The sequence below is a fragment of the Aneurinibacillus tyrosinisolvens genome (assembly GCF_001015055.1).
Classification (GTDB): Bacteria; Bacillota; Bacilli; order Aneurinibacillales; family Aneurinibacillaceae; genus Aneurinibacillus_A; species Aneurinibacillus_A tyrosinisolvens.
On sequence record NZ_BBWZ01000011.1, the window covers coordinates 118,953 to 137,524 of the forward strand.

Here is an 18,572-nt window from a genome sequence, read left to right on the forward strand (position 1 = left end):
ATCCGCTTCTCTTTTACATCCACAAAAAAAGCCGTCAGATTTTTCGTGACGGCTTTTCTGCTATCTGCAGGTGATAACGGTATCCCTGCTCTACTAAAAATCTTTGTCTTTTTAGCGCATATTGTTCCTCTTTGGAATCGGAGGAAACAAGTGAATAAAACCGGGCGATATTCTCCCCTTTCTTCGGACGCAGAATTCTCCCGAGGCGCTGCGCCTCTTCCTGCCTGGAACCGAATGTGCCCGATATCTGGATCGCAACCGCCGCATCAGGCAAATCGACTGCAAAGTTAGCGACCCGGGATACGACAAGCACCTTAAGCTCCTTGCTGCGAAACATACGGTACAGCTTTTCCCGTTCATCATGCGGCGTAATCCCGGTGATGACCGGAACCTTCAATTCTTGTGCAATGGCCTCTAATTGCGCCACATATTGGCCGATGATAAGCACCTGCTCATCTGAATGATCTGTAAGCACCTTTCTAACAACATCTGTTTTTGCCGGGTTTTCTGAAGCGATTCTAAACTTTTGCCGTTCTCCTGATTCGATGTAGAGCCGCTGCACCTTCTCGGGCATCGGTACGCGAATTTCCGTACACTCCGCTGTCGCAATCCATCCCTGCTGCTCAAGCATTCTCCAGGGCAGTTCGTATTTTTTCGGTCCAATTAAGCTGAATACATCTTCCGCGCGTCCATCTTCCCTGACGAGTGTCGCCGTTAATCCCAGCCGCCTCTTGGCCTGGATATCGGCGGTCATGCGGAAGACAGGAGCAGGCAGCAAGTGGACCTCATCGTAAATAATCAGTCCCCAGTTCCGTTCATGGAACAAGGAAAGGTGCGGGAAGGGGACATCCGCATTGGAACGGTGTGTAATCATTTGATATGTGCTTACTGTAACAGGTCCGACTTCTTTCGCCTCCCCGGTATAGATTCCGACCTGGTCCCCGGTAAGCGTTGTTTTGCTAATAATTTCTTCCCTCCATTGTTTAACGGAAGTTGTATTGCTCGTTAGAATGAGCGTAGCCATTCCAAAACGAACCATCGTTTCGATCCCGACGATGGTTTTGCCTGCCCCACAGGGCAATACGATAATCCCGTTCCCGCCCGACACGCTCCCCTTATCATAGAAGGCGTCTACCGCTTCCTTCTGATACGTACGCAGAGAGAAATTCGGTGTTTCATAAAGGGAGAGCTTCAGCTCTTCCCCGTCTGTGTATCCCGCGACATCCCGTACCGGATACCCCAACTTCATAAGCGTCTGTTTAATCATCCCCCGAATGCCCTGCGGAATCACGACACTGTGCGAGTCTATACACCGGGTAACCAACTGCGCGATAGATGGATAACTAAGCAGTTGCTCTATCACCTGCCCGTCTTCGGCGCGCAGGACGAGTTCGCCGTCCTGCCGTGCGAGTTCAAGCTTGCCAAACCGCTCCATTGTAGAAATAATTTCTTTTTCGATGTGGACGGGAATTGCGTATTGGCTATACTCCCGCAGTATACTGACTACTTTTTCCGCCTTCCATCCAAGAGAAGCGGCGTTCCACAGGGAAAGCGAGGACATGCGGTATGTATGGATATACTCGGGACTCTTGACAAGCTCTGTAAAGGGAGAAATCGCGTGTCTCGCCTCGTTATAGCCCGGATGATTCACTTCGAGAAGAAGGGTGCGATCCCCCTGTACAATGAGCGGTTTCGTTGTTATGTTGTTCATACGCAGCGCCCCTTTCGTTTTTGCTTTTTCGGTATAAGTTTATCCAAAAAAAAGAATGCCACCCGCTAACGTGGTGGCACAGGAACTTTTATAATGGTACCTACAAGAATGTTGCCCGTGTTGCGCACATGGTTATAACGGGCAAGATAAGTTTGATATTTTCCCGTCTCATAATACATCATGGAAATTCTAAACAAAGTATCTCCCGGCTGCACCCGGTGCCTGAGCACCCGATTCTTTCTCTTCACTGCCGGCTCTGCCTTCTTGCTCTGTACGACAGCAGGAGCAGGCCGTTTTACCGCGGGTGCAGGTGGTTTTACCGCAGGAGCCGGCGGCTTTACTGCAGGAGCCGGCGGCTTTACTGCAGGAGCCGGCGGCTTTACTGCAGGAGCCGGCGGCTTTACTGCAGGGGCGGAAACCGGTGGTTTTGCCGCTGGAACAGGCTGTGCCGCCGGCTTCGCCGGAACCGGAGCAGGGGCTGCCTGTTTAGCAGGCGCAGGCGGCTGCGGCGTAGGCGTAACAGCCGCCTGGTTTTTATCTGCCGGTTTTTCATTGACAGGGGGAGCCGTATTTTTCGCTTCTGTTGCCACCTGAGCCGGTGCTGTCGAAGGGGAGTTTTTACTGGCGGCATGCCACCAATACCCTCCCCCTCCTACTACTGCCGCCAGCAGTACAATACCACCGATATAAAAAGGTATTTTGCTGAGCGGCGGCAGCTTTGGGTGGACCGAGCTTCTCGGCGGCAGTGTCCCCCGTGAAGCAGGCGGTAATGCAGGTTCTTTTTCTTCTATCCGCTCATCCGTTTTTTTTCGTAATCGTTCTGCCTGATCGGGGAAACGGGACTGTTGTTTACTCATGGTTTTTCTCACAACCTTGATTTTCTTTTTCCGTTATTTCCATATTCGACTCTTGCGCCGAAATTCCTGCCTCTTTTGAAACAAACCAGCCAAGCCGCAGAAAACAGCCGAGAAGGAAATCCACAAGAAAATGGGCCCAGATAATGGTCCAGATTGATCCCGTCCTACTAAACAGCCACCCAAAAAGCAGACTAATGAGGAAAACGGTGAAAAACATAACCCATTTCCTTAAATAGCGAACATGGATCGCCGCGAACAACAAACTTGTCCACCATAAACCAATGCCCGGTTGAACGACGGCACGAAATAACAATTCCTCAGAGAACGCAACGATAAGCGCAACGATACCAATCTGCCAGAAAGAAAGTTCCCGGAACAGCAGCTCATTCAATCCGCCGTCATCGAACGTATTCTTCGGCAATAGAACAATAAGCAAAACCTCAACCATAATGATAACAATGGCGGCTGCCCCGCCGTACAGCAGGGAAGGCATGATACGATCCGGAATAAAAACATCGGCCCATCCCAGTCCGTGCCGAATATAGAAAAAATACAGCCCCAAAAATCCAAGCAGCAAAATAATTCCTTGTGAGAGGTATACGTTTAGCAGAATTGTCCTTGCGTCCAGCTTTTCATAACGGGGATCCATACACTGCTCCCTTCCTTATGCGAGCGGCAGCAGGACGTCCAGTTCGTCTTCCCAATTCCACTCCTGTGCCGGCGCCTGTACATCCGTTTCTTTTTTCTCGTAAAAAGCATAGTCAATTCCACACCGGTCACAGCAAAAAGCAAGCGCACCCGTGTGTGATTGTGAGAAGTAGCTGCCTATCGCCTCGCGCCGGCATTTCACGCTTTGTACCCAGCGTTTTATCTCCTCCAACCTGTCGTACCGCTTCTCCCGGCGGCGGTAGATTGCGTCATACAGTGTCTGGTACATAGCGGGAGGCAAAGCGGTAAGCGTAAACTCCCATCCCTCCCGCCGCCTTTCCAACTGCTGTATCCACCCTAAGTTCTCCATATGATACAGCAAAATCGACAGGTGCTGCTCACTAAGCCCCCACCCGGCAAGCGCCGCCTCAATTCCGATTTTACAGGGGTGGCCTGTCTGCTCCTTTAGATACGCTGCAAAGTCTTTCACCTGGACTGCATCCGGATATTCTTCTGCAATCAGCTGTCGAGGCAGCATGCCGTCATCTGGAGAAGAAAGCAGGCACGCATATCCCGCTCGCCATTTCTTCCGATGCGGCCAACCTCCTGCAGGTAAGACTCCATATCGGGTGGCAGATGGTAATGAATAACAAAGCGAATGTCGGGCTTGTCGATTCCCATCCCGAATGCATTTGTCGCAAAAATAATATCCAGTTCCCCGTTTAAAAATTGCTGCTGCAGTAAGAGCCGCTCCTCAGCCGGCATGCCGCCATGATAATACGCACACCGGGGAACATTTTCCTGGCGCGCGGTTTCACACGCACGTTCCGCCGCGTTCCGAGATCGGAAATAAACGAGGCCGGGTCCCTGAAGCCGCTTTATTTTTTCAAGCATGGCCCCTGCCTTCGCCTGCTCATCTGCCACGTATTGTACATCGAAGCATATATTTTCACGATTCACAGACTGAAGCACGATATTTGAGCCGGGAATGGCGAGCTGGCGGCAGATGTCATTCTGAACTTCAGCTGTCGCCGTTGCAGTGAGTGCGAGAACAGGCGGGGAACCGAGCCTTTCAATGTGCTGGGACAGCCGCTGGTAATCGGTGCGAAAATCATGCCCCCACTGTGAAATACAGTGGGCCTCGTCCACGACAAACAGAGAAACCTTCATCGTTGCCAACTGTTTCATGAAGCTCTCCTGCTGGAGCTTTTCGGGTGACACATAAAGAATTTTTACGTTCCCCTGCCGCACCTGATTGAGCTTCCAGTTGTGCTCCTGCATGGATAGCGAGCTATTGATATATTCCACTCCGCGTATCCCCCGGCTGCGCAGTTGCCGCACCTGATCGGCCATAAGGGAGATAAGGGGAGAAACAACAACCGTCATATGGGGCATAAGCAAGGCCGGAAGCTGGTAGCATAGTGACTTCCCACCGCCTGTCGCAAGAATGCCGAGGGCGTTCTCTTTCCGTATCACGTACTGCATAATTTCCATCTGTCCAGGGCGGAATGTAGTATGTCCAAAAAACGTCTTTAGCCCTTGCCTCATCGCTTCACTGTTCATGATTTCACCTCCTGGGCCAAACGGGCACACGCCAGCCTTATCTCTAAATAACTGAAATCCGCCCCTGCAGCTCGCTTGATTTCACCCAGCTTCTTCGTCCCCGTCTCTTTCATAATCGTATGAACCCGCTCAATTTTTTCGTTCGTCACAAAATCGGCCACATCATAGAAAGGATCAGCAATGGCGATTTCAACGATATGATCCTCGATTGTGCCGCGCTTTAGCCCTCTTCTCTTCCCTATCTCTTCAAGTGTGAGGCCTGCCGCAAGCAAAAGCTTGGTCTGCCTGGCGGTAGCTGTCAAGCCGTGATTGCCCATATCTTTATCCACGAGCCTAGACAAAACGCCATCGACGCTGCCTGAAGAGGGAAAACGCTCAGCAACAAGGCGGATGAGGTGCATACCCGCCCATTCCCCCGCATGCCCGAACAATTCCGCAATTTGCGAGAACGTTAGCCCCGTCTTGCGCTTCCCGCTTAGCCGCCGCAGTATAATTTGCTGTTCCCACGGGGCAAGCCCCTCCACCCATGCGGAAAGCTCATATTTAACCGTACCGGCTAACTCCTGCCTGTCCGGATACTGTGAAAGCAGCTGCTTTACCTCCTGCTGGATTTCTCTGTCCTCAATGACAGGGTAAAAATGCGAAGCCTGCTGGGTAATATGGGAGAGCGTCTGTACAAGCAATTGAAGTTTGCTCCATAAACGGATGGCGCGGACTTTATCGTGAACCGATGAGATGGACGCCAGGCATTCCTCGTAGTTGTATAAGGAATCGTATACAGCCAACTGCTCCTCTCCTTGAGGCGAACAATAAATGCTTTCTTTATTTGCATTAGGGTGAACGGTGAGCCACCCTGCGCTTATCGCGTCTTCTATTTCCTGTCTGACCTCTTCATTCGTTCGGTGCTGCATGATGCCATAAAGAATAGACACACCAAACAGGGCAGCATCTGTAATAACCTGGTTATTTTTTCGGCCGCGCAGCAAATGGACAACCGCCTGCGGAGATCGCTCTCCGGCAAAGCGCTGTGCCGCCAGCAAACAGAGGCCGGTATAAAATGGATTTTGCATTCTTTTCATCCCTCTAACCACTGGGGTATATTGCTTTATAATTTCATTATAGATCAATTGGCGGGGCATAAAGCGCAAAAGTGGAGTTTTCCTGCCGCGATCGGGAATAATTTTAATAATCGTCTTGAAATTGGCGGTCACAATGACTACAATGATGTATGAGAAGTGGACAAAATCTTTTCTCATTAATTTTGGAGGTGAAGAGAGAATGACAACATGGGTGGATAAAGACACTTGTATCGCATGCGGAGCTTGTGGAGCAACTGCTCCTGATGTGTACGATTATGATGATGAGGGCTTAGCTTTCAACAAAATCGACGACAACTCAAATACAGCTGAAATTCCTGACATCCTTTTTGATGATGTTCGTGACGCTGCTGAAGGTTGCCCAACTGATTCCATTAAAGTTGAAGAATAAGATGATTTACTAACCCCGCGGGTGCTCTCTTCGTTTACATATATGCGCAGCACCGCGGGGTTTTATATTTTCATGCCATGCAGCGCGTAAAAAGCCGGCCTTGATTCATTCAAGGCCGGCTTTTTTGCGGTATAGAAAACTGCATGTTGCTTTAAAGTCATAAAGTTAGCTTCCCATCATGAGACGAATAAGCTTTACGCCCGCCTGGCTTCCGTTATTTGTTTAACGAGCCGGGTTACAGCAGCACGGCTAAGCTTTTCCTCGCCCGCCTCCAGGGCCTCAAGCGTGCCGTGCGCGAGAATGAGAGGAATCCGGCAAAAAGCAAGAATCGGTTCCAATGGAATGCTCTTTACATACTGATCCGCCAGGGCCAGGTTCCGCCGGGCATATGAGAACATGTCCGCCATCTCCCATCCATCAGGAAAAAAGTCTACTCCTCTGGATAAGTCTTCCGCACGATTGCGAATAATATTAACAGCCTGCAGGCCGCGGCCAAAGGCGATGGCCTGCTCCCGGTCCGTTTCTATATTATCATGCCACATCCAAATCTCTGACAGCATGACGCCAACTAAACCAGCCACATAGAACGTATAGTCATCCAAATCAGCTTCACTCTTAATTTGCCAGCCTTTTGAAACCCAGTCCGCCATGCCCTTGGACATCATCGCTGTTGCCTTTCTGATGTTCGGTATGATGGATGGTGGACAAAGTTTCTGCCAATCTCCCAGGCGTAAGGTGACTTCGGGCAGGAAAGAGTGGTATGATGCAAATAATGCCATTAACTCGCTGTTATGGACCGGCTTTTCCAGAAGCAGGCCGACCGAACGCAGCAGGTTAATTTTACTGGTCGATGAAAGTTCGGGATGGTCTTCTATTTCATCAATCGCTCTCATGCAAAGGTAAGCTGATGCAACGGATTCCTGCAACCCGGGTGGTAGATGGCTAATAGGAATAAAGAAAGTGCGGCTCGTTGCCAGCAGCATGTCCATTGCCTCTTTGTATAAATCAATCGTCTCTGCCATGTTGAATAACGCTCCTTTTCGGTTCTGCAAGTATCTCTTGTTAGTTTACCCTATCCATGATAATTCAAAAAGGATGTCCGATAATACTGCTTATGAAGTCTTCTGTGCGAGTTAACAAAGTTGTCACAATTATTTTCATGTATTTTTGATTTTTTAGATCCGCTTTTTGTTAAAATAGCATAGTGACTTTAAAAAGATAACCTTTATCGTTATAGGGATAAAGGAAAGAGAGGAATGGCCATGAAGAACACCGAAGCAATTACTGATAACTCCATTTCTATTAGACAATATTTCTCGTGGAAAGTTATAAAAGCCATTATAAAAACAGGGATTATTAATTCAAACCTGATGGGGATGTTCGCAGGCCTTTGTTTGGCCCTGTATGTGAATGACCTGCGCTTTTTAGACTACCTTCCGGAAGCGATGTTAGCTTTAGCAGGAACGGCTTTTATCGTTGGCGGTTCAGGTGCCATTAATAACTTCTACGACCGGGATATTGATGCCATTATGAAGAGAACGAAAGACAGGCCGACGGCTGACGGTTCTGTTCCTCCTCAGTTTGCCCTGTGGCTGGGAACGTTTCTTCTCGTTGCCGGATTGGTTCTTTTGCTATTCGTCTCTAAAATAGCGGCGCTTATTGGCTTTTTGGGGTTTTTCTTTTATGTATTTACCTACACGATGCTTACGAAACGCAGAACGATTTACAACACGGAGGTAGGAAGCCTTTCCGGAGCAATGGCTCCCCTCATCGGTTGGACTGTCATTTCTTCAGATGTATTCCACCCGATGGCTATCGGACTGTTTGTCTTAATGTTTTTATGGCAGCCTCCTCACTTTTACGCGATTGCGATTAGACGGTTGGAGGAGTACAGAGCGGCGGGTGTGCCGATGCTTCCGGTCATCAAGGGCGTGCACCGTGCAAAAGTGCAGACCATCGTCTATTTAATAGCCCTGCTATTCGCTTCGTTTTTGTTTTTGCCATTCAGTAAAGTCATTACATTTACGATGTTTGGACTGACCCTCGCCTGGATGTTGCTTGGTATTCTTCGCTTTAAAAAGGCTGAAGATGAGAAATGGGCCACACTTATGTTTGTGTTTTCTCTCAATCATTTAACGATTCTTTTCGGGCTCATGATCGCGGTTTCGTTTATTTAAATGATTTTAGAAATGGTAATTCAGAATTTACAAATGCGACTAAGTAAAGTACAATAGAATAAAATTTAACAGTGTAGAAATCTCTTATCCAGAGAGGCGGAGGGACTGGCCCGATGAAGCCTCAGCAACCACAGGTACGTTCTGTAAGGTGCTATTAATGAAACACGTAGAAGCACAGGTAAGCAAAGCGTGGGTAAACGATTATTTACACTTGTACCTTTATGCTGGAACGATTGGGGATACGCAGTGGCAATGCGATATTATGGATACGCTGCGGAATGCCGATAAAGAAATAACCGATGCAGTGCGCTCCGCTATTCAAACTGAATTGTGGAAACAATATGACTTCTATGATGGCGATGATGCGCGAAATGAAGGAAAAATCCCGTTAATTAAATAAAGACTTGCGAAAGCTGCTTCTCCCCTCTGGAGAGGCAGCTTTTTTTATTGTACCTCTACCGTTATGACCGCGTCTTTTTGAGGCAGGGTAAGAATGGATACCCAAAGTTTAACGATAAGGAGAAGTGATGATGAAAGCTCTTACTTACCAAGGCATGAAAAACGTAAAAGTAAAAGATGTCCCGGCTCCGGTAATTAAACAAAACGAGGATATCATTGTACGGATTACAAGCACAGCCATTTGCGGTTCAGATCTTCACCTTATTCATAACATGGTCCCTGGAATGACGGAAGACTATATCATCGGCCATGAGCCTATGGGAATTGTTGAAGAGACAGGGCCTTCTGTTACGCGTGTGAAGAAGGGCGATCACGTCATTATCCCATTTAATGTATCATGCGGCCAGTGCTTTTTCTGTACGCATCAGATGGAAAGCCAGTGTGATAATTCCAATCATAATCATGATACAGGTGGTTATCTTGGCTTCTCGGAGACGTATGGTAGGTATCCGGGGGGACAGGCAGAATTTTTACGCGTGCCCTACTTGACTGTGTCGGTATGGAAGCTACAATGTCTGCCCTGGAAAAAGCGGAGGCTCTTCTCAAGCTGCAGGGCGGATCAAAAGGTGCAATTATTCTAGGCAGTGAAGCAGTCCGTAAATTTGGAACACTCCAATTGGTCGGTGTGTATGGTTCTGTGTATCATAATTTTCCACTCGGCCGCATTTTCGAGAGAAATATTAGCCTTAAAATGGGACAGGCACCTGTTATTCATTACATGCCTGAACTATATAAAATGATTACAAACGGACAAATTAACCCGTCCGATATTATTACCCATCGTCTCCCGCTTGCGGAAGCTGAGCACGGGTATGATGTTTTTGATAACAAGAAAGAAAATTGCATTAAAGTTGTTCTTAAACCATAAGAAACCCTCCTTATGTAAAAACCCGGCCCCCTGCTTATAAAAACTGAGCAAGGGACCGGGTTTTACAAGTATAACCTCCTCCCCTAACGAGAACGTCTGATGATGGGATAGAGATCATAGCTTCTAGCCCAAAATCCTCTTCGCCTCTTTCTAGTCAACTTTGCTTAGCAAGCTGCATAAATAAGGATGAGATAGAAGCTATGTTAGGCGAAAACACACAAAAATATCGTAAATGGAGAGGTGCGTTACATGCTATTTTCGTTAATGCAGCTCATTGGCGGAATCATTTTGTCCTTAGGCCGGATACCCCAAATCATGCAAATCGCTAAAACAAAGTCTGTGAAGGATTTAAGCTTAAATTCTTACCTTCTTATCCTTTTAGGAATCAGCCTTATGGAAGCTTACGCGATAAGCCTGGCTGCAGCAGGTGTTGGCATGGCTTTTCTAATAACCAATACGTTATCCCTATGTATCGTATTGGTCGTTGTTGTTCTTATTTTCCGGTATCGGCACCGATAATTTGCTAACCCAAAAGTAAAACGATAGTTGGAGGATAAGTAATCCTTACTTTAGTATTATTTTTTATAATTTTCAAATAATACTATTTTATTATATTATTTGTGCTATAGTAAAGAGGAATGAAATATGAAGAAGGGATATTTTTATTCCTCTATCTTCAAATAAATATCTGCCTATCAGCTTGTCTACACCCCGGTTTTTATTTATTTTTTGATAGGTGAATGGACCTGTTCCTGCTCTTACAGAGCAGAAAGGAGCCCCATGCAACAGATATTTGGAAGCCACAAGTGCTACAATTGTAATAAGAAGTTTGATTGGACAGGCGAGCTACGTAATCAAGTGGATGAAAGAATGCGGCAGCAGATTGTAGACAATCGAAACTTACAGTATGCTCGATTCTCGGAAGGAACCAACGAAGACTTCACGATAAATGTAAAGTGTACACACTGTAACTATCCGCTGGAGTTTAATTATAGCCATAATAAAAAGCTGCTCTTATGAGCGGCTTTTTTGCATAAAGTAAATGATTTGTCTTAGACAACTGCTACAACACTTTTCGTATCGTGAAAAACTTCGTCAGCAGCCATGGGCCCTGGGGCAGGTTAAGATTTAGCTGCCAGGCCCCCATCCCCCTTAACCTGTAACGGTATACAAGCAGCATTTTTTCACTCATGCTTCGCGGCTCTTCAAACCAAACGATGTGCCTTCGTCCCATCTCATCAACATACTGGAAATAAGGAGATTCATATTCCACCGAATACCGGATTGGGACCTGGTATCTCATAGCTAATTCCACCGCATCCGATACGGAAATCGCTGTTCCCGGTGTTTCAGGAGTATATGGAAGAGGCCAATCATAACCGTAGAGAGGGACCCCAAGCAGTATTTTTCTGCTGGGTACCCTGCTTAGAGCGAATTCAATCGTTCGCCTGACTTGATCGATAGGGGCAACCGGGCCAGGTTCACTCCCTGCTTCATGAAAATCATATGCCATTATAAACATAAGATCGACAACCGAGCCGATAGCTCCATAATCATACCCCAGGAGCCACGGAATGTCCTCGCTCGTCTTCGCCGGAACAGCGATCGTCATGACATAACCGGCGGGCTTGAGCCGGTCTCCGAGCCGGCGTAAGAAATCGGAATAATAATCTCGATCTTCGGCCGTTACCCGTTCAAAATCAATATTAACTCCTGAATATCCTCTCGATGACAACAGATTGAAAATATTATTAATGAGATTTTGCCTGACGGCAGGCGTGCGAAGCACTTCTCTTACTAGATTCGGATTGAAGCCGCTTTCTGTCAGGTTTGTAATGGTTGCAAGAGGCGCAACATGCCTTGCTCTCGCTATGCTCACAACCGGCTGATCGTTTAGCTGGCTAAGGGAACCATCGCTGCCAAAGTGATATTCAAATAAGGCGACATACGTCATATATGGAGCAAAATCGCTAATTAAAGCCTGATCCAATTCAGGGGTTTGAAGGACCGTGTACCCCAGAGTAGAGATTCGGTAGTTTGGGAACTTTGGTATCCGAACTCTCATCCCCGGCTGTAAGTTATTCAGATTGAGGGAAGGATTTGCACTGGCAAGAACATCAGGAGGGACATAGGCCATCCTTGAAATGGTATACAGGCTATCCCCGGGCTGAACTATATATAAAGGCTGGTTAATGAGAAGAGATTGGCCGGGCACAACATTGGGATTAACTAAACCGTTAACAGCACGAATGGCATCGACGGGGATGTCATATCTTACGCTTATCGAATACAATGAGTCATTAGGCCGGACGGTATAGACAAACATATCTTACCTCCCTTTTTCTATATCCTATGCCCTGCATCTCATTTTTAGCAATATGAAAAGCGAATATGGTTTAACCTTCAGTGAAAAGTGGTAAGGAATTTAATCATTATCCCTTTTTTCTTATTTCGAAAGGAGCCTGCGTATATGAAAATTTCTTTTTTCGAGCGCGTAGAAGAGAATAAACAGGAAGAAGTCGTTATTAAAGATGTTTCAACATGTATTTCCAGTTTAAGAAACGATAACAAAGTAAATGTAAACGGAGAAGACTATCAATATGTTGGACTTCAATTAAGCCGCGACCAATTAGCGGTTTATTTGGCGAAAAATGATTAAGTAGATTTAGTTTCTTATATTGCCATAGCGTATAATAAAAAATTATCTCCGCTATAAAAGAAGGAGATAATTTTTTATTTGATGGCTATCTTCCTTCTTCCTGTTTTACTGCATTTGACGCAATTGTCTATCCAAAACAAAAGTTCCAAATGGAAGGATAGCAGCCACGAATGCACCTATCATCCATACTATTGACCGCCGATGTTCAACTTTCACGTGGATAACAGAAGCAATATAGAGCATAAAAAGAATGCCATGCACGATTCCAACAATTTTAACCGCTGCCGGAAAACCGGCAGGTATTTCAGAGGCATAGCAATTCCAAGAAGCAAGAGAAAGGATACCCCTTCAATAAAACCAGTAATACGTAATTGTCCGATAGGAGTTTTAAGCATGTTATCTTATCACCTTTTCCTTTCATATGACACCTTATTATCTCAAACAAAGCTCAATAGAAGCAAGATCGCCCTCTGGATTTTAAATATTCAAACAACAAAGAACAAACCCGTTTGATACCAAGTTGGCTTGTTCTTATTAGGACAGGACCTATTCTATGTCAGTTTCCAGTCATCTCTAATCCCCACCCCGCTATTCATCTAAGTTAACCACAACAGACACAGTTTCAACCTGGCTCCTTCTCAACTTTGCCCCCCAATATATAGTTAGACATGAAGCTAATAAACAAGATAAGGCGGAGAAGATAAAGCCATTTGACAGCTCGTTATTGTAGTTAGGTAGCCTGCAAAAAAAGGACCTAAAAATATTCCTAATGAATATACAGCTTGATAAAAACCCATAGCTGTAGCACGTTTTTCGTTCTTGATGTCTTGCACTGTCATTCCTAATAGTAAGGGAAAGCATATTCCTTGAGCAAATCCATTTACAATTTGTGTCATGCAAAGCTCAAGCATTGTATGTGTAAACGGAATTAGGAATGTAAAAACCGAACTTCCAAAAAAGCCCATTGCCAATGTTGCCCATTGGCCGAATCGTATAGCAAAAAATCGCCCTGCCATCAATGTGGCTACCACATGAGGAATCATGAAAGAAAACACAAGCAGACTAATATCTTCTTCACTAGCTCCAATTTTTAATGCCTGAAGAGGTGTAAAACCGTACATAGTAATAAATAAAGTACTATGGCCAATAATAGACAATAATGAGACTTTAAGCAGGGTAGGCTCCTTCATCACCATTATTAAATCTTTTGACTTTATTGGTATCCGGGATGTTTTTTGATTTATTTCTCTAATTAAAAAAGAGAGGAGGAAACCAATAAAAGCCACTATTACCCCAATCCAAAACGGGGTATGCCAGCCCCATTTACTTACCAGATAACCGCTAACCCCCATTCCCATTAATTGAGCCATGACCGTAATAAATTGTATGGTTGACATAGCCTTTGCAACATCTTGACTAATAAAATAGCTGGAGTATAAAACAGTAAATGCAACCCATGAAGATGCAGAAACCCCCGCCAAAATTCTTGATACCAACGCCCAACCTAAATTGTCGGTTAGTGCCAATCCTAAACAACTGAGCAAACTAGCTAACATCCCAAAAATAATGAACGGTTTCCTCAATTTCATATAATCCGAAAAAATCCCAAGAGGCAAACGTAGAAATAGTTGTGTAACGCCATAGCTACCCAAAATAACTCCGATTATCATATATGAAGCACCATTGTACTCCAAATACGGGGATAAAATAGGCGTATATAGATATTGAGAAGACCAATACATAAAGGTAACCAAAATAAAAATAATGTGATCCCTTATACGAACATCTTGTTTCTTATCTGTTTTAATTACCTCCCTTATATATCTTCTACCATCGGGCGCATAAAAATCTCTATAATACGGCTCTTCGGCTCCTGTTTAACAATAAACATTATCGCATCCACCACATCTTTAGCATTCAGGAAATCAGTTAGACGCCCATCGCCTTCGCTTCTCCCTGTCCCCATCGCAAAATGGGTGTTAATTCCCCCCGGACAAATACTGCTTACTTTAATACCATGTTCTCTTACTTCATAATCCAGTGCCTGGGCAAAGCCAACTTGAGCAAATTTACTCGCACAATAAACAGTTTCCTTGGGAAGCCCTTTTTTCCCTGCTACGGAGGCTACGTTCACGACATGCCCGTATTTTTGTTCTTTCATAATCGAGAGAACAGCTTTAGTAAAAAGGAAAGTACTCCGCATATTGCTGTTCATCATCACATCATAATCCTCAATGGATAATTCCTCTAAGGTGCCGTACCGTCCAACACCAGCGTTATTGACAAGAATATCAATCCGCCCAAATTTATTCTTCGCTTCTGAAACTGCTTCCTCAGCAATCACTTCCGTAGAAACATCTCCAGCCTTGGTCAGCAGCCGGACCTCTTTTTCCTCTTGGAGCACCTTCGTTTCTTCGTTTAACTGTTTCAAATCTTCTTCGCTCCGTGAAACGGCCATCACATTAAGACCCTCCACAAGCAACGCTGTAACAAGTTCTTTGCCAACCCCTTTGCCGGCACCTGTCACGATGGCTGTTTGGCCCTGAATCTTAATCATAATAACATCCCCTCTCTTTTATGATATCGTTTTCAAAAGTGTCAGCTTATAATCGGAAAAACTTGATTTAAGTAAGCCCAAATCATTTAGTCTATCTTATTTATAGATACCCAGCTTTTTAAATACACAGATTTTTCAATAGCCTCCAACACCTCTTGATTCCGAAGACCATCTTCAAAATTTGGACTTGGACTTTTTCCAGTTGCAATTCCGTTCATTAGTTCAACCATTAAATTAATAAATGTATGCTCATAACCAATAATATGTCCCGCAGGCCAGTAGGCGCTTGTGTAAGGGTGATGTTCTCCCGTACAGTTGATTGTGCGGAATCCTTGCAGCCCAGGTTCATCATCAGTGAAATATACTTGAAGATTGTTCATGTTTTCTAAATCCCAACGAATAGAGCCTTTTTCACCATTGATTTCAAAACGGTTCCCAGCCCTGTTTCCGCCGGCAAATCGAGTAGCTTCAAAAACACCCATTGCTCCATTTTCAAAACGGGCCAGAAAGGAACTGGCATCATCAACTGTGACATCTCCCATTTGACTAGATATTGCCTCTGTACCCATATCTCCAGCTACTTCCCCTAATGGGCGTTGCTTAATGAATGTATCCATCATCCCAACTACCTCATTAAATTCACCAACCAGGAAACGAGCCAAATCAATAATGTGGGAACCAATATCCCCAAGCGTACCAGAACCTGTTACCTCTTTTTGTAAACGCCAGGTTAACGGGTAGTTCGGATCCATAATCCAGTCCTGTAAATAGGTGGCACGGATATGATAAATCTTCCCCAACCGACCACTATCAATCAATTTTTTCGCATATTGTACCGCCGGAGCAAACCGATAGTTATGGCAAACCATATGGACAACCCCTGCTTTGTTTACTGCTTCCAGCATTTTATGTGCCTGTTCTGTTGTTAAAGCCAGGGGTTTTTCGCAAATGATATGTTTTCCCGCCTCTGCGGCAGCTATCGCTATTTCGGCATGCATATTGTTCGGTGTTACAATATCGATTAAATCGATATCATCACGCTCAATTAATTTTCTCCAATCACTCTCATAGGTTTCCCACCCTAATATCTCAGCTTCCCTCTTTACCGCCTCCTCATTACGTCCCGAAATTCCTTTCATAATGGGTACAACATCTGTATCAAAGAAAAATGGCACACGACTGTACGCATTACTGTGAACTTTACCCATAAATTTATAACCAATCATTCCAACTCGTACAAATTTTTTGTCTTTTATACCCATATAACGATCACCTTTCTTTTCTTACTATCCAATTTGTAGTTATGCTTCGGTTAATACAGCTTCTGTCGCTTCCTTTGCTCTTCTTGCCAGCTCTAAAGGATCCCATTGATAGTATTCAGTATGAAAAACAAAAATTTTATTTTTATTTATCTTCCTCAAATCCTCCAAACGAGAGTTTTCGTAGAAGTGAAATGTATCAATTGACAGCCATTTCGTTCAGCTGCTTCTAAATCCTTTTCCAAAGTTGCCAGGGTTGATTGTCCATTTAAACCAAGTAGCATAATTATCCCTCCTTCTTGCTAGTAGAACATGTTTTTTAAGCCAGGTAGAACTACCTGGCTTAAAAATTATACTTTTCCGGAAGAACCAAACTCACGCATTTTTCCTTTTACTGTATCTTTTACTGCTTCCCTGGCTGGTCCAAGGTATCTTCGCGGATCATATTCAGCTGGGTTTTCGATTAAGAATTGACGTACGGCTGCTGTACAAGCCATCTGATTCTCTGTATTGACATTTATTTTTGCTGTTCCTAAAGATATTGCTTTCTGAATATCAGCAGTAGGAATTCCAGTACCCCCATGTAGCACTAATGGAACACCCGTTAATTTTTGTATTTGCTCCATTCGGTTAAAACCAAGATTAGGCTGTCCACGATACGGACCGTGCACAGATCCTAATGCCGGTGCAAAGCAATCCACCCCGGTTTCACGAACTAACCTTTCGCATTCTTCGGGAATGGCATGCATAGCATCTGCTTCATCAACAATTAGATCATCCTCTTTACCGCCAATACGGCCCAATTCGGCTTCTACAGATACACCTAAAGCGTGTGCGGCATCTACTACTTTTTTAGTACAGGCAATATTCTCATCGAGAGGATGATGGGAGGCATCTATCATAACAGAGGTAAACCCTGCAGCCATAGCCCGCATACAAGATTCAAAAGAAGCACCATGATCAAGATGAAGAGCAACCGGAACTGTGATATCAAAATGCTCCATTAATGTTTTCACCATTGCCACGACATATGGAAAACCGCCCAAATAAGGAACATACGCTTCACTAACCCCTAAAATAACAGGGGCACGTTCTTCCTCGGCCGCTTGCAAAATAGCTTGTGTAAACTCTAAGTTATTGACATTAAATTGACCAACTGCGTATCTTTCTTGCAAGGCTCTATCCAGCATATCTTTCATTGAAACTAAAGGCATAATTACCCCCCCAATATAAAGTATATTTGCTAAGTAACAATGTCGGAAACAAGTTTAGGGGCTGTGGTTGAACCGCGTATAACTAGTTCCGGTAATAAAATGAGCCTCTGCCTCATTTTTTTATCTCCTTTAATATTTTCGATTAATAAGTCCATCACTTTACTTCCCATTTCATAAATCGGCTGGGCTACAGATGTAAGGGGAGGATATGTACTTGTCGCCAAAATAGTGTTATCAAAACCCACTACGGAAAGATCATGTGGAATAACTAAAGCCCGTTCCCTTGCCGTTTGAATTACACCAATAGCCAGTAAATCATTACAGGCAAAAATTGCGGATGGACGCTTGGTCAAGTCCAGTAATTGGGCAGCTTGCCTTATCCCGCCCTCGATAGTCGAGTTGCTTACAACAATGTAATCCTCATCAACTTCCAGCCCTGCATCCAAAAGAGCCTGGCGATATCCTTGGATTCGTCCTATACTACTTCTTCTATCCTCGGCTAAAATAGCAATCTGTTGATGCCCAAGAGAAAGTAAATATTCCGTTACTTGATACCCTCCCAAAAAATCATCAACCGTCACACTATCGATAGCTAAACCAGGTATATCCTGCGAAATTAGAGCCAGCGGAAGCTTCTCATTTATTAATTCTTTTAAGATTTGGTCATTATGAAATCCTGCGGCAATAATAATTCCATCTACACTTTTTTGTTTAAGAAGTGAAATGTATTTTTTTCTTTAGTTGAATCATTATCCGTACTACACATAACTACACTAAATCCTAATTCCTGCCCACGATCCTCCACAGACCTTGCAATCTCTGCAAAAAAAGGATTCGCTATATCCGGGATTAAAAGTCCAATTGTAAAGGTACATTTCCCTGTCAAAGCGGAGGCAACAACACTGGGTTGATAACGCAGTTGTTCCATAACTTCACAGACATGTTTTTTTGTTTTTTCACTAATCCGTCCCCTGTTATTAATAACTTTCGAAACTGTCGCTATTGACACCTTTGCCTCTTTTGCCACATCATATATGGTCGGCTTCATCTCTCACCACTCTTAAAATATAGACTATCTAAGGAAGTACCTTAGATAGTCTACTCATTTTATA

At 44.6% G+C, this 18,572-nt stretch carries 20 protein-coding genes, 2 pseudogenes and 1 riboswitch; of the genes and pseudogenes, 7 read left to right on the top strand and 15 right to left on the bottom strand.

Features of this window, described 5'->3' with window-relative positions; translation table 11 throughout:
* Positions 1-34 precede the first annotated feature (34 nt).
* The 6 genes from MBEAL2_RS12630 to MBEAL2_RS12650 form a co-directional block, all read right to left on the bottom strand.
* A complete protein-coding gene (locus MBEAL2_RS12630) occupies positions 35-1,711 on the bottom strand; it encodes a DNA repair helicase XPB (RefSeq protein ID WP_047152660.1) in 1,677 nt (558 codons plus the stop codon).
* A gap of 65 nt (positions 1,712-1,776) precedes the next feature.
* Complete coding sequence (locus MBEAL2_RS29235) at positions 1,777-2,568, bottom strand: LysM peptidoglycan-binding domain-containing protein (RefSeq protein ID WP_052947685.1); 792 nt, start codon at positions 2,566-2,568, stop codon at positions 1,777-1,779.
* Positions 2,561-3,217 carry a CPBP family intramembrane glutamic endopeptidase gene (locus MBEAL2_RS12640; protein WP_052947686.1) on the bottom strand — a complete coding sequence of 219 codons (657 nt, stop codon included), beginning with the start codon at positions 3,215-3,217 and terminating at the stop codon, positions 2,561-2,563. Before MBEAL2_RS12640 ends, MBEAL2_RS29235 begins: the two co-directional genes overlap by 8 nt.
* 15 nt (positions 3,218-3,232) lie before the next feature.
* Positions 3,233-3,754, bottom strand: a complete 522-nt coding sequence (locus tag MBEAL2_RS29240; RefSeq protein WP_052947687.1) for a hypothetical protein — start codon at positions 3,752-3,754, stop codon at positions 3,233-3,235.
* Complete coding sequence (locus tag MBEAL2_RS12645) at positions 3,736-4,779, bottom strand: RecQ family ATP-dependent DNA helicase (protein WP_052947688.1); 1,044 nt, start codon at positions 4,777-4,779, stop codon at positions 3,736-3,738. Before MBEAL2_RS12645 ends, MBEAL2_RS29240 begins: the two co-directional genes overlap by 19 nt.
* Complete coding sequence (locus MBEAL2_RS12650) at positions 4,776-5,849, bottom strand: YpbB family protein (RefSeq protein WP_161798207.1); 1,074 nt, start codon at positions 5,847-5,849, stop codon at positions 4,776-4,778. The genes MBEAL2_RS12645 and MBEAL2_RS12650 overlap by 4 nt, the downstream gene beginning before the upstream one ends.
* Positions 5,850-6,057: 208 nt before the next feature.
* Between MBEAL2_RS12650 and MBEAL2_RS12655 the strand changes: the two genes are divergently transcribed.
* Positions 6,058-6,267 (top strand): ferredoxin, encoded by a 210-nt coding sequence (locus MBEAL2_RS12655; protein WP_047152662.1) that lies wholly within the window; start codon positions 6,058-6,060, stop codon positions 6,265-6,267.
* 194 nt (positions 6,268-6,461) lie between these two features.
* On the opposite strand, the gene MBEAL2_RS12660 is transcribed toward MBEAL2_RS12655, so the two are convergent.
* On the bottom strand, positions 6,462-7,289 hold the full coding sequence (locus tag MBEAL2_RS12660) for a squalene/phytoene synthase family protein (protein ID WP_047152663.1): 828 nt from the start codon (positions 7,287-7,289) through the stop codon (positions 6,462-6,464).
* Between the two features lie 240 nt (positions 7,290-7,529).
* Between MBEAL2_RS12660 and cyoE the strand changes: the two genes are divergently transcribed.
* The 5 genes and pseudogenes from cyoE (at position 7,530) to MBEAL2_RS12685 (ending at position 10,791) form a co-directional block, all read left to right on the top strand.
* On the top strand, positions 7,530-8,444 hold the full coding sequence (gene cyoE, locus MBEAL2_RS12665) for a heme o synthase (RefSeq protein WP_047152696.1): 915 nt from the start codon (positions 7,530-7,532) through the stop codon (positions 8,442-8,444).
* A gap of 81 nt (positions 8,445-8,525) precedes the next feature.
* A riboswitch (SAM riboswitch) is annotated at positions 8,526-8,629 on the top strand.
* The gene (locus MBEAL2_RS31100) at positions 8,602-8,844 is read left to right on the top strand and encodes a hypothetical protein (protein ID WP_052947689.1); all 243 of its coding nucleotides are present in this window, start codon (positions 8,602-8,604) and stop codon (positions 8,842-8,844) included. (Overlaps the previous riboswitch by 28 nt.)
* A gap of 130 nt (positions 8,845-8,974) precedes the next feature.
* A pseudogene (locus tag MBEAL2_RS30210) lies at positions 8,975-9,771 on the top strand (alcohol dehydrogenase catalytic domain-containing protein).
* Between the two features lie 249 nt (positions 9,772-10,020).
* Positions 10,021-10,290 carry a PQ-loop domain-containing transporter gene (locus MBEAL2_RS12680; RefSeq protein WP_047152664.1) on the top strand — a complete coding sequence of 90 codons (270 nt, stop codon included), beginning with the start codon at positions 10,021-10,023 and terminating at the stop codon, positions 10,288-10,290.
* 261 nt (positions 10,291-10,551) lie between these two features.
* Positions 10,552-10,791 carry a hypothetical protein gene (locus MBEAL2_RS12685; RefSeq protein WP_047152665.1) on the top strand — a complete coding sequence of 80 codons (240 nt, stop codon included), beginning with the start codon at positions 10,552-10,554 and terminating at the stop codon, positions 10,789-10,791.
* Positions 10,792-10,834: 43 nt separating this feature from the next.
* On the opposite strand, the gene MBEAL2_RS12690 is transcribed toward MBEAL2_RS12685, so the two are convergent.
* Positions 10,835-12,097 carry a glycosyl hydrolase family 18 protein gene (locus MBEAL2_RS12690; RefSeq protein WP_047152666.1) on the bottom strand — a complete coding sequence of 421 codons (1,263 nt, stop codon included), beginning with the start codon at positions 12,095-12,097 and terminating at the stop codon, positions 10,835-10,837.
* Between the two features lie 144 nt (positions 12,098-12,241).
* Here MBEAL2_RS12690 and MBEAL2_RS12695 point away from each other — a divergent pair, with 144 nt between their 5' ends.
* Positions 12,242-12,430 carry a hypothetical protein gene (locus MBEAL2_RS12695; RefSeq protein ID WP_047152667.1) on the top strand — a complete coding sequence of 63 codons (189 nt, stop codon included), beginning with the start codon at positions 12,242-12,244 and terminating at the stop codon, positions 12,428-12,430.
* Positions 12,431-12,535: 105 nt separating this feature from the next.
* On the opposite strand, the pseudogene MBEAL2_RS12700 reads toward MBEAL2_RS12695, so the two are convergent.
* The 7 genes and pseudogenes from MBEAL2_RS12700 to MBEAL2_RS34350 form a co-directional block, all read right to left on the bottom strand.
* A pseudogene (locus MBEAL2_RS12700) lies at positions 12,536-12,825 on the bottom strand (DUF3817 domain-containing protein).
* Positions 12,826-13,104: 279 nt separating this feature from the next.
* Positions 13,105-14,172: an MFS transporter gene (locus tag MBEAL2_RS12705; protein ID WP_236692815.1), complete on the bottom strand. Its 1,068-nt coding sequence runs from the start codon at positions 14,170-14,172 to the stop codon at positions 13,105-13,107.
* A 74-nt stretch (positions 14,173-14,246) separates the two neighbouring features.
* Entirely contained in the window at positions 14,247-14,987 is a 741-nt protein-coding gene (locus MBEAL2_RS12710) for an SDR family oxidoreductase (protein ID WP_052947692.1), read from the bottom strand.
* Between the two features lie 86 nt (positions 14,988-15,073).
* Positions 15,074-16,249, bottom strand: a complete 1,176-nt coding sequence (locus MBEAL2_RS12715) for a Gfo/Idh/MocA family protein (protein WP_047152668.1) — start codon at positions 16,247-16,249, stop codon at positions 15,074-15,076.
* A 347-nt stretch (positions 16,250-16,596) separates the two neighbouring features.
* A complete protein-coding gene (gene fba, locus MBEAL2_RS12720) occupies positions 16,597-17,460 on the bottom strand; it encodes a class II fructose-1,6-bisphosphate aldolase (protein WP_047152669.1) in 864 nt (287 codons plus the stop codon).
* A 29-nt stretch (positions 17,461-17,489) separates the two neighbouring features.
* Positions 17,490-18,185 (bottom strand): LacI family DNA-binding transcriptional regulator, encoded by a 696-nt coding sequence (locus tag MBEAL2_RS12725; protein WP_439644866.1) that lies wholly within the window; start codon positions 18,183-18,185, stop codon positions 17,490-17,492.
* Positions 18,158-18,508 carry a LacI family DNA-binding transcriptional regulator gene (locus tag MBEAL2_RS34350; RefSeq protein ID WP_439644864.1) on the bottom strand — a complete coding sequence of 117 codons (351 nt, stop codon included), beginning with the start codon at positions 18,506-18,508 and terminating at the stop codon, positions 18,158-18,160. The genes MBEAL2_RS12725 and MBEAL2_RS34350 overlap by 28 nt, the downstream gene beginning before the upstream one ends.
* Between the last annotated feature and the right edge of the window lie 64 nt (positions 18,509-18,572).